This is a genomic window from Bacillus sp. CDB3, from assembly GCF_002081505.1.
GTDB lineage: Bacteria > Bacillota > Bacilli > Bacillales > Bacillaceae_G > Bacillus_A > Bacillus_A cereus_AT.
Genome location: NZ_ALBR01000105.1, coordinates 1 through 14,115, shown reverse-complemented (window position 1 = coordinate 14,115; position 14,115 = coordinate 1). Strand labels below are relative to the sequence as shown.

The following is a 14,115-nucleotide window of genomic DNA, read 5'->3' as shown; positions in this document are numbered from 1 at the left end:
TTTAACTCTGGTCCATATTGATGAACCCATCGCATAATAGTCGTGTGGGCCAAAGATAATCCTCGTTCTTCCATCATTTCCACTAAATCGCGAAAGCTTAGGTTGTACCGCAGGTACCAACGTACAGTTAATAAGATAATATCTGGCTGATAATGTTTCCACTTAAAAACATTTACTCTTTTCATATTAACCACACACCTTTTTTTAAGTAATTCTATCAGTATTTCCAAGTTTGTAGGATGACTTTCAGTTATTTTGAAGTTTTTGCACCAGAACCTAGCGAAGCACACAGTCTTGGCAGGGGAATGGTTATAGAATAGAAGAGTCGTAGCGAGGTGTGTAAAGGGAATCCCCTTGAGAGTAGCATGGATATCTCGTGCAACCGCAAGGGGCATTTCTTCTTATTTTTCCTTCGGGCAAGCTAACGACTTGAAGTTTTTTGTGGTTAGAAAAGGGAAAGTTGAATGGGTTCTCGTTCTTTCTGATTTGTACAAGAGATGTGCCGATGGTAGCCATTCCCTAATCTTCGCTGAATTTCTTTGTCGAGTAACTCAATTGCATATTCCTGCGATTCTGTATACATGACCACGTCCTGAGTAGGGTACATTTCACCGCTAGGTGCTACGATGGTATAGGAAAGTGCATAAGCATTAATTGTCAAAAAACGCCACCTCTTTTCTAAGGATGACGTATCATCCATTATAATTCTTCTAAATCTGTTTCTATAATATGTACAGGTGCTACATGATCTAGTTCTAATATGGTCTGCAGCTGTTTTTGTAGTTCAAACCCATCTTTTGGTTCAGCCAGTAAAAACGATTTTAAAAAGTCATCGCCATCTACAGAATAGCTCACATCTAACATGTACATACTTACTGTGCTACCTTTTCACATGATTTGGATGGAACTTTCTTATACTTTTCATGTCGCACAACTTGGCGTTCATCGATTCCAAGTTGGAAGAAGGAATCCATTTCGGAAATATCTACTATACTCGTATGTTCGAGTACACTTACAATATATCCTGTTAATTGCAAGGATGGATCGTTACGGTAAAGAAATGTTACATAATCTCCAGCATTGATTTTGTTAGCGATTGTATTAAAATCCATAGCAAACACCTCCTATTCCATACGTTATTGTGAATGGAATGATAGGGGCAAGAAAAGTACTGAAAAAGTATATTTGAGATTCCCCCGCAACCATCAATTCCAAACCATTTACACAATGCGTGATAGTGTGTGAATAGCACCCAATATGAAGTTGTATCGGGATATACAGCATATCGAGCTGCCCAAAAATTAAATTTAAATCGAATTCATGTGATGATGCTACAAGCGTAATGAGTATTCTAATGATATATAATGTGTCTATTCAAAAAACGTCATCCTATATATGAGGACGTTTTTTGATGTAAGATACAGGATTTATTTTTGTGTAGTGGTATCAATTTGAATGGAAAAATGGTACTGTTCATGCGAGTCTTCGTCTAACAAAGTAGCAAGGGCTTTCAATTGGTGAATGACCTTCTGTTTAGACTTGCGTCCTGTATAGTGGATATGAAAGGATTCTGGAATAGAGGATTCTATCTGTTCTATAGGTTCTAATGGAAGTTTTTTTGGCTTAGATTGTGGAATCACTGGTATGTCTTGCATTGGGATTGTTGATGAAAGTGTTTGCGTTTGGATTGGTTCAGTGGTGTTAGAAAGCTGTGGCTCAGTAGACGACCCCTCTTTAGCGCCCTTTCCTTTTGTTTTGAATTCGTTGTTCCTTGCGACGTAATGTCATGCTTTTTGTACAAATCATATAGCTTGCTATTATATGTGCCTAAACCAGTGGTAATTTCTTTGTTTGTGAAATGTTCTTTCCAATATTGTAGGCGTATCTTCTGATCTTCAGCAGGTAGAGCTTCTAAAGAAGTTAATGGTAAGAACGTGTTTAATTCTTCAATTTTTAATGTTTCTTTCAATGGGAATCACTCCTTGAGAGATGGGATATTGCATAGATTCTAGACGAAGGCAAAATCTCCTTTAGAAAAAGATTGAAAAGAATGTTTATACAACAAAAAAAGACGAGAATAATCTCGTCTTTTTGCGTGTCATGGATGAATAATAGGCAGTGAAGGCTCCTCGTCCTTCTGTAATAATATAAAACATTTTTGGTTTCTAATACCAGGTAGTTTTTTCATTTTTAGATTGTAATTTTTCTTGTTAGAGATAGTATTAGCACGAAAAAACACTACCGTCACAGGTTTATAAAAATAAAAAGACGAGATTACTCTCGTCTTTTTATTGATACTCAATAAGAGGTTGTAAAGAGACTGTGTCTCTTTACAATATTATAACCTTTTTTGGTCTTACAAACCAAAAATATTGCATTTTTAAAGTTTTAAGGTACTCTTTGTTTTTTTGTCTGCGGGCTTATTGAAAAAAGCGGTCTGTTAATTTACGTCGATAATATCGGTAAACTTAAACGTATTCTTATGATGAAAAGCATCCGTGCAGATGACTTTCTTTTCTAAAGGATCGATATCCACAACGTTCATATAATCTGTAAGCACATAACCATCCTCGAAATATGTAAGTAATATTTCCTCTTCGGTTAGTAACGATAGTAATAATCTATTTTCAATTCGTTCCTGGGCGTCTTGCGTCACGATAGGACGTGGTATTTTAGCATTCTCTTTTATCATTTCACGGATACCTACGAACTGTTCCGGCATAATTGCGTGGTTTGCGTTGCATATCGATAGGTAAGTCTTTGAAGTTATCTATAACTTTTCCCCCGATCCGCACGGTACGTGCCACTTTCACGGCATACCGCGGTCCACCTATACTGTAGTTTTCTTTCCATCTAATAATGATAAATTCTAAGCAAACAACGCTAGTTGTTCATAATTTAGTCCCACTTCAATTTGTGATTCAATACAGATTTCCTCGTTTTTGACTAGCTTTCGCAATTTGTTAAGTTTGTCTAACTGTTCCTCATCGAGTTTTAGTTCATTGAGTAGTTGGTTTATGACTTCTTTCTTGGTTGCGTGTATTAGTCTATGAACACTTGGTTTGATGATGATAAGGTTTTTGTAGCTGTCATCCTTTGTTTCACTCCATAATTGCTTATGGTGACAATGGACATCCCAGGGCAAGAGTTTCTCGCCTGTTACACTGCATTTACCTTTTTGAGCTACGTAAAGAGAAATTCGATTGTCATTGTATTCAACGGTTGTCCGTCCATTTATGACTGGATTTTCTCTTAGCCATTTTAGTTCTGTTTCGGTTATGTCTGCCAAGTTTTTGTGTATCAAGGCTCGCCCTTCTACGGTGTACTTGTTAATGGCTTGCTTTTTCATCAACGGATTTTTGTGTTGAGTATAAGCGATTGGTAGGATAGGACGTCTCATGAGATATCTCATCCTTTTTGACTTTAGATATGGTTTGATACCTTTGTCTTTTCCTTCATATTGTCCTATATTCGTGTATCCATTAGTGTTCCTTTTTCCTCTTCTTGTCGACTTAGGGAAACGGTTATACATCATACAGTCGAGTTCTAGACCCATTTTGTCGAGGTCTAGGCTGACATGCGTCGCTATTCTGTAATAGTTATGCTTGCCAATGACAATGCTGTTGTATAAAATGATTCCTTTGATTGCTTCAATAGAGTTTGGGGGTTTCTGTATTTTTTTCACTTGTTTTGCTAAATCTTGCTTCGTCTTTTTCAATGCTTTTGGAGATACGTGTGTTTCTGCAATATATCGTGTGTTTCCGTTTTTTCGCTTTCCTTTCTTTACAGCTTTGAGAGAAAAGCCTAAGAATTCACTCTCTTGCTTTTTCAGATTGGTAACTTTGGATTTTTCGGTTGATATAGGCAATTTCAAGCGTTCTTCTAGCCACATTTGGCATGCTTTGAATATTTTCTCTGCATTGCTTCGTGTGTTTGTGAAGATTTTGAAATCATCTGCGTACCTTACGATATACATAGGTTTCATTTTTGATGTTTTGGATAGGACATATGTTACGGTGTCGTTACTCCAAATTCCATCTTTGTATCTTGGTTTTACCTTTTTGGCTTTGAATGTTTCCCATTGTTTACTGACCCACCAGTCGAATTCATTGAGATTGATGTTGGCGAGTAGGGGACTGAGAATACCACCTTGCGGGGTACCTTTAGTCGGGAACATTGTTGTACCGTCAGGCATTTGCACTGGTGCTTTCAATATTTTTCGGATAATGACGAGTAATTGTTTGTCCCGTATACCCAGTGTCCATATTTGGCGCATGAGTTTAGCGTGATTTACTTCGTCGAAAAATCCTTTAATATCCACGTCTACCACATAAGTAAGGTTTTGTTGGTTTACCTTTTTAGTACTATCTGCTATGGCATGTTCTGCACTTCGGTTCGGGCGAAATCCGTAACTTCTATTACAGAATTGCGCTTCACAAATAGGTTCCAAAACTTGAAGAATACATTGTTGGATAATTCTATCCCACATACTTGGTATTCCTAGAGGTCTTGTTTCTCCGTTGGGCTTAGGTATTTCCTTCCGTCTTACCTTTTGTGGTTGGTAGTTTTGAAAGCGTCTTTTAGCTTCATTCAAGAAATAGCTCTGTTCCATTCTTTCAATATCCTTGATGTTTATGTTGTCACAGGCGGATGTTTTGCTCCCTTTATTTCCTTTTATGTTACGAAAAGCGAGGAGTATATTTTCGTCTGATATGATAGTAGGCATTAGTTTCTTGAAAGAAATTCCTTTGGTTGCTTTCTGGTATAAGTCGTCTAGGACATTTTGAATACCGTAGTATTCATTGTGTCTAAGTTTCTTATCCTTTAGCGTGGGCTTAGATTTGTCATTCATGGTCTATCACCTACTCTTGTATTGATTTTTGGTGACCTTTTGAGTCTTACCAGAATCCATGCAAGATTAGATGAAAGTTCAGTTCCTCCAATATAGGCTTGTGGCTGTTCCTCCAGTTCGATTACAGAACCTTCTTGGGTCGTGCCACTACTCTCACTACTATTAAGAATACTTTCCTCGGTTGTCCGTTTCGTATTCAACTATATCCACCGATAGAGATTGCTCTCAACGTTAGTAGCTTTCGACGTTCCGTTCAGACTATCATTGTTTTAAAGGTCAAAAGACCTCCGGTTTAGGTGCTTGCTTTGCCACGTGCCTAGCTCCGTTGCCTATAACAACGTTAGGATTGTTACATCATGAATTATTTCAATCCGTTAGACAAGTCTTATTTTCAGACTCCGAATCATTTCTGACCCGTCACAATATCGAGGCGTACATTCGCAAGTTCGTCAGTGTTTACACATTCTCACCATGTCGGTTGACAGCATACAATACTTTATCAGTTCCATTTGGTTTATTATTCCGAATGGCTTTCGGTTGCCCTATGGGGTACTTCGGATAATGATTGCATGTTTTACCCTGCTTCCAACATCACGCTATGCCTAGCGTATGCTGTCGGGAATCTCACTGGGAGAGTTTCGGGTCGTTACTCCTTAATTCCTCTCACTTGTCTGAACAGTTATCCTGTTCTTGTAGCCTTGGATTATTTTTTAAAGAACAGTCATCGTTTGTCGCTAAAAACGTTGTAATACCAACGTTTTTGCTTAGTCGATAACGTCTCGCACTCATGATTTGTGCCCCCCTAGTAATGTATTTCGATATCTTGCGGTTGCATTTTTTGTATAGGAAACGCCCCGTAGTAGACTGTTCTTCCCAAACTTAGTACGTATTTCGTCCATGACCTGCGTTAGTTTTATTTCTTTCTCACGTTGTACGATGTCATCGAATAACGAAATCTGTTCTGCTCCTTCCGCTACCAAATTGGTTAGTGAAATACTAACGGATCTTATGGGTTCGCCAGTATATAGTGTATGTAAATAATATGTACAGACATTGTAGATATCCATCGTTAGATTAGTCGGTCGATGTAACGTATGTGATTTCCGTAAACCTCCTCCGTAGCCCTTACTGTATCCAACGGAAAAATGGACAGTTCGAGTGAGTTTATTTTGTCTTCGCAATCGATAGCAGACTTCCTCGATATGCTCTAGCAAAATGATAGGAAATTCCTCTATCGTATAGTCTCGTAATAATATCTGACTTTTAGCAATAGATGTTTCTGTTGGTACATGCTTTTCCGATATACGGCTGAAATCTATGCCGTTACTGTGTAAATGGAGCTCCTCGCCAATCAAACCGTAATGCTGTTTTAGATACGTAAGCGGATAATTCGCTAAGTCTCCGATTGTACGTATCCCTTTCTGATTCAACTTCTCTTCCGTTTTATACGATATACCCCAAAATTTACTAATCGGTCTAATACTCCATAACTTCTCGGGTATATCGTCATATGTCCATTGTGTTATGCCGTCTACGTTCTTTTTCGCTTCGACGTCCATTGCTAATTTACTCATTAGTAAATTTGGACCAATGCCGATTGTACAATCGATACGAGTACGGGAGTAAATTTCAAGCTGTAACTTCCGTGCAAACTCATATGGGTTAGACGCAAATAAGTGTAAAAATGCTGTCATATCCATAAAGAATTCGTCGATACTGTATTGGTGGAAGTCTTCTGGTGCTACGTATTGTAACGCTAATTTTGTTATGTAGTTCGAACATTTGATATAGGTATGCATGATGGGGTTAACGATAATGATATCTGGTTGTTTAGGTATCTCATATAACCGAGCCATCTTTTTAACGCCTAACGCTTTAAGCGGAGGTGTTGCAGCTAAAACTATGGAGCCAGTTCGCTTTACGTCCCCTACTACGGCAAGTTTCGTGTACCTCGGATCTAATCCTTGTTTGATACAACTGACTGAAGCGTAAAAACTTCGCAAGTCGACGCACAATATAATTCGATTTGGAAAAAGAGAATAATCGTACAATGTAATATCACCCCTAAAAGATAGAACGTTTGTTCTAATTATATACGAACTTGCGTTCTTTTGGAAGGGTTATGCAAGAAAATATTGGTTAAAATAAAAATAACCGCCTCATATAACTGATATGCTCCCAATAAAGTAGACAGATGAAATAATAAAAAACGGTTTCCTTTAAAATATTGCATGCACCATACTCCTCCAATCATTTTTCTTACATTTTAATTTCACTTAGAAAACTTTGTAACAAAACCATTATCTGTATATAAAGTGTGATAATGGTAAAAATGGTTTTATTACTGACCGATATTAATTTGACCGCGATAATTGGTGATCATGCTATTTCGGTCGCTAAACAAATAAGAGATACATAAGTATAAGGAGGTAGAGTTATGACACAGGTTATTCTATTTGGTAGTGGAGATGGCGGAGGACTGATTATTGGACCGAACGGGGTGCGTCCTATCCCACCGTTCGACCCGGCAATACGTCTGCAGTTGCGTGGGTTCTCGTCCCTACTTAATGGCATCGGTCGGATGTCTGAGAAGCCCGCACGAGAGATGGGCAAATACTTAAATCAAATTTCAAATCTTTTGGTGGTTGAAATCGAGGAGATTGTGGGACCACTCAATGGCGATAACTCGTTCATATATCAGGATGAGGACGGTGGCTTTATCTGTGGCAGCACAGGCAAGCCACCAATACCGTTCCCTTGGCCACCGGAGAAGATGCCAAGTGTTAACGATCTGATTGCCGCCGGCATGCTCGAACATCAGTTCATCGACTATATACGGATTGCAGGTGAGCAGAAGATTGCGATTCACGATGTCTTAGAAGAACCGGTGGCAGTCGCGGGACGGATCGGTATGAAATTGTCTGACCGGACTATACAAGATTTACAGCGACTTGCTCCATCTCAACTTGAAAATATCGAGGATCCTGTCGACCGCGAAGTTGTTCAGTTCTTCCACAAAGTGCTCGAGGATGGTCGCTTCCTTTCAAATTGGGCAACCCGCCCCTACGAGGTCGCTAAGCAGCTAAAGGCTGATATCAGTTCCAGCGCTATCGAAAGGATTCTCACTGGTGGGGCAAGTGCCCTCAATGGCTCCGATCGAATGAATCCGGTAGCGGTAGCGGTTGCCGTCGGTATCGTGATTATGCTGGTTGACGACCCAGCGCGTAGGGGGATCCCCATCAGGGACTCCTCCGGCTTGGAGAAGTTCTGATGGAGAGGAACTACGATATGTTTTTAGATAAAGAGTTGCGTAGTAGTTCCTCGGTGGTCCTTGTCAGCCTACCATGGACCAGTCTGACCGAGCCCAGTCTGGGGCTAGGCATCTTGCGAGCAGTCCTTGATCAAGAAAGAATTCCGTGCCGGGTTCTGCATCTGAACATATTTCTCCTTGAGCACCTGCGCGCGGATAGCTACTACGCCTTGGCCAACGTTTACGCACTGAACGACTTCCTATTCAGCGGCGTGCTCGATTCCGAGGTAAGTACTAAGCAGCTGCAATGGTTGCGCCTGAAGACCAGTGAACTTCTAGCCTATGAGCAGATTGATGACAAACAGTATGGGGGGCTCGATGGAGTCGTCCATGAGTTGCTACGCCTTCGGCAGGAGGTGATTCCTAAATGGCTCGCCGGCTGGGCCGATCAGATCGCTGAGTCCAACGTTACTCTTGTAGGGTTAACTTGTATGTTCGACCAAACAATCGCCGCGCTCGCCCTGGCACATCTGATAAAGCAAAGAGCTCCCGAGAAATTGATTGCTCTCGGCGGTTATGCTGTTCGCTCGCCGACTGGAGAAGCACTTTTGCGGTCCTTCTCATGCATAGACGTGGTCTGTATGGGAGAAGGAGAGCCTGTGATGGTTCCCCTCGCCCTCGCTTCGGCTGGTTTACTCCCACTCAGCGACGTGCCGTCGATTATTTATCGGGGGACGTCAGGTGAACTCCAAACAACGACAATGGCTCCTGCCGTCGACATGAATACCTGCCCGGTCCCGAACTACGCTGACTTTTTCGCTGACCTTAGACTGCTTTCGGATCAGCACAATGTCAAAATTGAAGTGGATCGCCTTCCTGTTGAAAACTCACGCGGTTGCTGGTGGGGGCAGAAGAAACATTGCGTTTTCTGTGGAATCCATGACAGTGATTTGGTTTACCGAAGTCGTAACGCAGAGAAAGTACTAGAGGTAATGGACGCCTTAGCGGAGCGCTATGGGTTCCGCTCATTCAGGTTCTCAGACTACATCCTGCCTCACCAGTATTTTAAGACTCTGCTTCCAAAATTGGTGGAGCGTCAGCGCCCCTATAGCATAATCGCAGAAATCAAAGCAAATCAGAATAAGGAGCGGGTTGCACTGTTAGCAAACGCAGGGTTCGACGAAGTACAGCCGGGCATCGAATCCTTTTCAAGTGATGTACTGTTGAAGATGAACAAGGGTGTCACTGGTGTCCAGAACATCCATACCCTTCTGATGGGGAAACGCTATGGCGTTACGATTCGGTACAACCTCCTTTACGGACTGCCAAATGACGATCCGGCGGAGATTGCAGCCATGCTCGATGCCTTGCCGCTCCTCTTTCATCTTGACATACCGGCAACGAGACTTCAGATACAGGTTACTCGGTACGCTCCACTGCAGGTCGATCCGGAGCGTTTTGGCATCCCTGTTGCAATGTATGAGCCCTCGTATGATCTGATTTTCTCGTCGCAATTTCTCGACGAGACCGGATTTGATTTAAACGATTTCTGCTATTACTACGAAATTCCTTTTGAGAACGCTCCTTCGTTGCACCGTCTATACGCTGAGATTGACCGTACAGTCGACGCGTGGACACTTGCCCAGCGGCAACGCGAAGTTACCCTCTGGTATCAGGAGGTTCCAGAAGGGCTAGAGATCTTCGATTCGAGATCAGAGCCACCAGTGATGTCCCGTCTCTCAGATATCGAAACAAAGATATATCGCCTTATGGAGGAGCCAATCGCCATCGAGACTTTGCGTCAGCGCTGCCACGAAATATCGGATAACGAATTCAAACGTGCATGGAAACGGCTCGAGGAGCTCGGGTTGTTCTTCCAGGATCGAGAAAGTGTAATTGGACTGGCATTGCCAAAGGAGTTGCAGCCTGATGTTAACAACTCCCCCGTGAATGAATTAAAAGTCTTTGGAAAGAGGATTCATTTCCAAACGGACAAGATTTAGCTGGGAAGCTGCGAAAGAAAAGGTAGATAAGGGTTCTGTTGCAAAGTTTAAGTATGTCGAGAAACCGAAATCTGAGGTCAGATTTCGGTTTCTTTTAAATAAAGTAGGATAGTTCCCATTTCTTTTATCAAACGTGAGGTTTGGCAAATCGTCATTTTATATGCCTACGGTCCTGTTTAATAATATTATTTGAACTTTTGATTATTCAATTGGCTATATGTTTAGAAAATCCGTTTCCCCTTAATTTTTTTTAATAGGCAAGGTAATCCAAGAGCTTTGTCTTTTGCGAGAAACCTTTAAATTATCGTGATATCTCTGAGGGTTTAAAAGAACGTGGATTATCCGTTCATCAACATCAATACTATCATGTGTAATTTTTTGATACCTTTTATGTAGAATTTAGTATGTGATTTTTATGGGTTCTGGTGCAAATAATGAACAAAGACCAAACAAGACATAGATTCCTATTGGAATCAGCTCTTAGGCAGTTACGTCAAACACCTGATGGATACATATATTCTGATTTTGAACAGACTGATCCCTTAATTTAAGTTGCCTTTTTTTGATCATATGCATGGCTTCTATTCCAGCAATCATTTTTCTAGCTGTTTGCAATGATTTCAATCCAAGCATATTTCGGATCCGTTTTTTGATAAACCGATGGTCTTGTTCAATAATATTATTTAAATATTTTTGGTTCTGTTGCAAAGTTTTTCGAGTGGAGCTAAACTGTAGGGAAAATACGGTGTGGAGAATGGGACATTATATAAATCTTGCATGAATGTTTATATAACAAAAAAGACGAGATGATTTTCGTCTTTTTTTGTTATATATGGGCATGAGCGGAAATTCACCAAAGATACAAGGAGACCCAACCCCTTATATCATACTATAACCCACCTTTTGGTTTATTTCACGACATCTTCATAAAAGTATTTTTCTACAAAGTAGAACACTTTCTCAGCGTCTTCACGGGTTAAGCTGCACTAGGTATGTAACCATTTATCAATGAGCTCATTCTTCAGCGTATGCATATCTATAGGGTTCCATTTGTTTTCGTTATGCACATCTCGAATATTCATATATGTTTGATACACGTCCATTTTAAACTGCATGAGTTCCTCTTGTTCAGATGATTTGAGTTTGTTTATCGATAGGTCCGATAAAGACTCCATGTGTTGTACATCATATTGCCTTCCACATAGTATCATCGCAATTAGCACCTCTTTATATGTTCTATTTTCGTTTATAATTTCTACGTATCTACAATCTTTATCTACGTGAACTTGCTACGGATATCCACCATTTCCTTATAAACGAACACTATGATAGTAAATATATAACACGCTCCCTTTACAGTCCATTGGTAATATGTAGTTCTATTGCGGAATTTTTTAGCGGATACAAATCAAGCGTTGGCCCTTCGGAATCCAAAACATGAAAAAGTATTTTTATTAAAAAGTACCGTTGTCTGTGGACTTTTTTGAAATGTTTATTTTGGTGTTTGTATGATATGTTTAAGTCCCTTAATTCTTCTGTAAAACGCATCGCTACATATTGATCAAAATATGTAGCGATGTAATAAAATGAGAAAATATGTAAAGTAATAACAACCTATGTTTAGGCTGTATTCTCCCACGCATAAATAAACGTTACCAATCTCCCCCGTTTCACCTCAGAAAATCCCCATCTTTACCAAATTCTTTCAGCAGGAATTTAGAGAGAAATGTGAACCATTAATTTACACCTATTAGACTGGTTTTATATGTTAATAATTTTATAGAGGTGAATCATATGAATGTAGGTTTTCAATTAAAACAATTTCGTGAATTGAAAAATTTTTCACAAGAGGATGTAGCTCGAAAAATCGGAGTAACTAAACAAGCAGTTTGTAACTGGGAGAATAATAAGAGTTATCCAGAAATTAATAATTTGATTTTACTTAGTGAATTATATGAGGCAAAAATTGACGAATTAATAAAGGGATCAGAGGAGCTAGATAAAAAAGATACAGATGAATGTGAGGACGATGAAAATGATTTTAGTTTGGTTATAGGTAGTACTCTTTTTTGTATATCGATGTTTGTTGATAATGAAGGTATTTCCGCATTTTTAATGTGCTTGGGAATATTATTTATGGCTTTTTATAGTGATGTGAAAAAGGCGATTATTAATGAATTTAAACCAAAAAGAAGATCCAACTAGATAGTGAAGTTGCAAAGTTGAAAAATAGTCTCAAATAATGAATGTAAAATACGTTTTTTCAAAATTTTTTATACCGTAAATGCAAAATTAGATGAAATATTTTAGAGAGATGGAAAGGATTTGGAATGAAGAAAATTACAGATGAAAGACTCATTTTAAGGAACTTGAAAAATATTAGGGTTATATTTATTGTTCAAACAATAGGCATTTTATGCATTCTTGGTTATGACTGTTTTCAGGGGGGACTTGATAGAATGCGCGAAAATCCCCTTTGGATGTTATTGATTTTAACTTCAGTCGCATCTACTTATTTATCACTGAGTATTAATGTAGAACAAGAAGGGCCAATAAAAAATCCTCAAAAATCATTTATTGTTGGACTGATTGTATTAACCGTAATTGTCACGGTTTTTGCATATCTTACTTTCATTACACCTAACTATGGATGGAAAGATGGCCTATTAATAGGAAGTATTCTACTCATATGTGGTTTTATACCGCAGTATTATGTATATCGACTAAGGTTGAAGCAAAGACAAGATTTACAAGTTGAAGAATCAGAATGAAAACTATCAAACATATTTATAGAGAGAGGTAACAAGATGATGAAAGGTGAAAAAAATGAACTTTTTCAGGCATTAAAAAAAAGCGGATTTTTTGGTGCGGTTTTTACTATGATTTTTGGGGTTGTGATACTTGTGTATATACTTATAGTATAAATTTTAGCTACATTCTAAAATGATACAAGTGGACTACTCGCTACTTAGCAAAGCTTGAAGTGGGAGTTTTACTATGCCAAACCGGAATTCATCCCCTACCTACCGCTGGACTAGCGCCTTTCACACACTTGGGGAAGGAGAATTCTTTCGGTAAATTCGTTAAAAAAAGAGGCGGAAAAATGAATTGGACAGTATTAAAAGATTTTAAAACTATGTGTGGATTTACAATTGCAATATTACTTGGAATTTTATCAATTGTTTTGACTGTAACCAACAACCAATACTGGATGGTTCCTATAATACTCTCAAGCATTCTATCGTTTTTTAGTATGAATAGAGCAGACAAAATACAAAAGAAGTGAAACCATCTTATATGATAGTTTCGGTTCTGTTGCAAAGTTTGAAAAAACATAAACCCGTTTACAAAAGACAGTTATCGTTTAAGAAATTCTGAATAGTTACTGTAATTCCTTGTATATCGAAAAAGAGAAGTCTGGAACGTGACTTCTCTTTTCTAGTTATTTGGCCAAAAATTTAATAAACACCACAATAGGGATTTGTGGTGTTTAAAAGAGAACGCATTATGAAAAACATTAAAATGTTAGCATCTTTTATTTTACAGGAATTTGTATGTGTTGATATTGAGAAAGTTATTCTGTAAATTTGAGATAACAAACTATAAAACCATTATACGTTGGATTCATTGGTTCCGTTGCAAAAATTCCGTAACTACTCAGCCTCCGTGAGGAAGCTGAGTAGTTACACATTTTCTTTATCGGGTTCTTTCCTAATCATTTCCATGATCGGCTCTATCAAATCTTCTTCTATTTCTTTTTCTAATTGTAGCCCTTTTAACAAGGATTCTCTAGTACTTGAGTTAATAGAATTCCCATTAGTTTCAATCTTCTACTACCTTTTCCTTCTTTACTAACTACCCTCTCTAATTATGTATTACTTAAAAGGCGTAAGGAAAATAATCCCTTACGCCTTTTGTAATTCTTTATTGTATTGCTAAAATATTTGATACAAAACCGAGTGAAGTAAATATTCTTTCTCTTGCTTAAATACGTTTATAGGTTCTGTTGC

Annotated in this window: 13 protein-coding genes and 2 pseudogenes; 5 read left to right on the top strand and 10 right to left on the bottom strand. The window is 38.8% G+C overall.

Annotated features, from left to right (window positions below; genetic code table 11):
- The 8 genes and pseudogenes from CDB3_RS28630 to CDB3_RS28595 all read right to left on the bottom strand — a co-directional run.
- A pseudogene (locus CDB3_RS28630) lies at window positions 1-185 on the bottom strand (IS6 family transposase); the annotation flags it as partial.
- A 514-nt stretch (window positions 186-699) separates the two neighbouring features.
- Complete coding sequence (locus CDB3_RS31890) at window positions 700-870, bottom strand: hypothetical protein (protein ID WP_179139768.1); 171 nt, start codon at window positions 868-870, stop codon at window positions 700-702.
- Between the two features lie 2 nt (window positions 871-872).
- Complete coding sequence (locus CDB3_RS28620) at window positions 873-1,112, bottom strand: DUF2187 family protein (protein WP_128856797.1); 240 nt, start codon at window positions 1,110-1,112, stop codon at window positions 873-875.
- A gap of 524 nt (window positions 1,113-1,636) precedes the next feature.
- On the bottom strand, window positions 1,637-1,969 hold the full coding sequence (locus tag CDB3_RS32660) for a hypothetical protein (protein ID WP_256869958.1): 333 nt from the start codon (window positions 1,967-1,969) through the stop codon (window positions 1,637-1,639).
- A 471-nt stretch (window positions 1,970-2,440) separates the two neighbouring features.
- Entirely contained in the window at window positions 2,441-2,722 is a 282-nt protein-coding gene (locus CDB3_RS28610; protein ID WP_128856796.1) for a YolD-like family protein, read from the bottom strand.
- Between the two features lie 147 nt (window positions 2,723-2,869).
- A complete protein-coding gene (ltrA, locus tag CDB3_RS28605; protein ID WP_128856795.1) occupies window positions 2,870-4,852 on the bottom strand; it encodes a group II intron reverse transcriptase/maturase in 1,983 nt (660 codons plus the stop codon).
- Window positions 4,853-5,515: 663 nt separating this feature from the next.
- A complete protein-coding gene (locus CDB3_RS32655) occupies window positions 5,516-5,641 on the bottom strand; it encodes a hypothetical protein (RefSeq protein WP_256869957.1) in 126 nt (41 codons plus the stop codon).
- Window positions 5,638-6,903, bottom strand: a complete 1,266-nt coding sequence (locus tag CDB3_RS28595; protein ID WP_128856793.1) for a Y-family DNA polymerase — start codon at window positions 6,901-6,903, stop codon at window positions 5,638-5,640. Before CDB3_RS28595 ends, CDB3_RS32655 begins: the two co-directional genes overlap by 4 nt.
- A gap of 386 nt (window positions 6,904-7,289) precedes the next feature.
- Between CDB3_RS28595 and CDB3_RS28590 the strand changes: the two genes are divergently transcribed.
- Both CDB3_RS28590 and CDB3_RS28585 read left to right on the top strand, forming a co-directional pair.
- Complete coding sequence (locus CDB3_RS28590) at window positions 7,290-8,123, top strand: hypothetical protein (protein ID WP_128856792.1); 834 nt, start codon at window positions 7,290-7,292, stop codon at window positions 8,121-8,123.
- 17 nt (window positions 8,124-8,140) lie between these two features.
- A complete protein-coding gene (locus CDB3_RS28585) occupies window positions 8,141-10,105 on the top strand; it encodes a RiPP maturation radical SAM C-methyltransferase (RefSeq protein WP_179139767.1) in 1,965 nt (654 codons plus the stop codon).
- A 480-nt stretch (window positions 10,106-10,585) separates the two neighbouring features.
- Here the strand turns inward: CDB3_RS28585 and CDB3_RS28580 are convergent.
- Window positions 10,586-10,816, bottom strand: a pseudogene (locus CDB3_RS28580) (DDE-type integrase/transposase/recombinase); the annotation flags it as partial.
- A 275-nt stretch (window positions 10,817-11,091) separates the two neighbouring features.
- Window positions 11,092-11,316: a hypothetical protein gene (locus tag CDB3_RS28575; RefSeq protein WP_128856790.1), complete on the bottom strand. Its 225-nt coding sequence runs from the start codon at window positions 11,314-11,316 to the stop codon at window positions 11,092-11,094.
- Window positions 11,317-11,899: 583 nt separating this feature from the next.
- On the opposite strand from CDB3_RS28575, the gene CDB3_RS28570 reads away from it, so the two are divergent.
- The 3 genes from CDB3_RS28570 (at window position 11,900) to CDB3_RS28560 (ending at window position 13,391) form a co-directional block, all read left to right on the top strand.
- Window positions 11,900-12,310 carry a helix-turn-helix domain-containing protein gene (locus CDB3_RS28570; RefSeq protein WP_128856789.1) on the top strand — a complete coding sequence of 137 codons (411 nt, stop codon included), beginning with the start codon at window positions 11,900-11,902 and terminating at the stop codon, window positions 12,308-12,310.
- 125 nt (window positions 12,311-12,435) lie between these two features.
- Complete coding sequence (locus CDB3_RS28565) at window positions 12,436-12,876, top strand: hypothetical protein (RefSeq protein WP_128856788.1); 441 nt, start codon at window positions 12,436-12,438, stop codon at window positions 12,874-12,876.
- Between the two features lie 332 nt (window positions 12,877-13,208).
- The gene (locus CDB3_RS28560; RefSeq protein ID WP_128856799.1) at window positions 13,209-13,391 is read left to right on the top strand and encodes a hypothetical protein; all 183 of its coding nucleotides are present in this window, start codon (window positions 13,209-13,211) and stop codon (window positions 13,389-13,391) included.
- The last annotated feature ends 724 nt before the right edge of the window (window positions 13,392-14,115 follow it).

Coding starts and splice junctions, on each gene's coding strand:
- CDB3_RS31890 (WP_179139768.1), bottom strand. CDS start 870: ATGTACATGTTAGATGTGAGCTATTCTGTAGATGGCGATGACTTTTTA.
- CDB3_RS28620 (WP_128856797.1), bottom strand. CDS start 1,112: ATGGATTTTAATACAATCGCTAACAAAATCAATGCTGGAGATTATGTA.
- CDB3_RS28610 (WP_128856796.1), bottom strand. CDS start 2,722: ATGCCGGAACAGTTCGTAGGTATCCGTGAAATGATAAAAGAGAATGCT.
- ltrA (WP_128856795.1), bottom strand. CDS start 4,852: ATGAATGACAAATCTAAGCCCACGCTAAAGGATAAGAAACTTAGACAC.
- CDB3_RS32655 (WP_256869957.1), bottom strand. CDS start 5,641: ATGAGTGCGAGACGTTATCGACTAAGCAAAAACGTTGGTATTACAACG.
- CDB3_RS28590 (WP_128856792.1), top strand. CDS start 7,290: ATGACACAGGTTATTCTATTTGGTAGTGGAGATGGCGGAGGACTGATT.
- CDB3_RS28585 (WP_179139767.1), top strand. CDS start 8,141: ATGTTTTTAGATAAAGAGTTGCGTAGTAGTTCCTCGGTGGTCCTTGTC.
- CDB3_RS28575 (WP_128856790.1), bottom strand. CDS start 11,316: ATGATACTATGTGGAAGGCAATATGATGTACAACACATGGAGTCTTTA.
- CDB3_RS28570 (WP_128856789.1), top strand. CDS start 11,900: ATGAATGTAGGTTTTCAATTAAAACAATTTCGTGAATTGAAAAATTTT.
- CDB3_RS28565 (WP_128856788.1), top strand. CDS start 12,436: ATGAAGAAAATTACAGATGAAAGACTCATTTTAAGGAACTTGAAAAAT.
- CDB3_RS28560 (WP_128856799.1), top strand. CDS start 13,209: ATGAATTGGACAGTATTAAAAGATTTTAAAACTATGTGTGGATTTACA.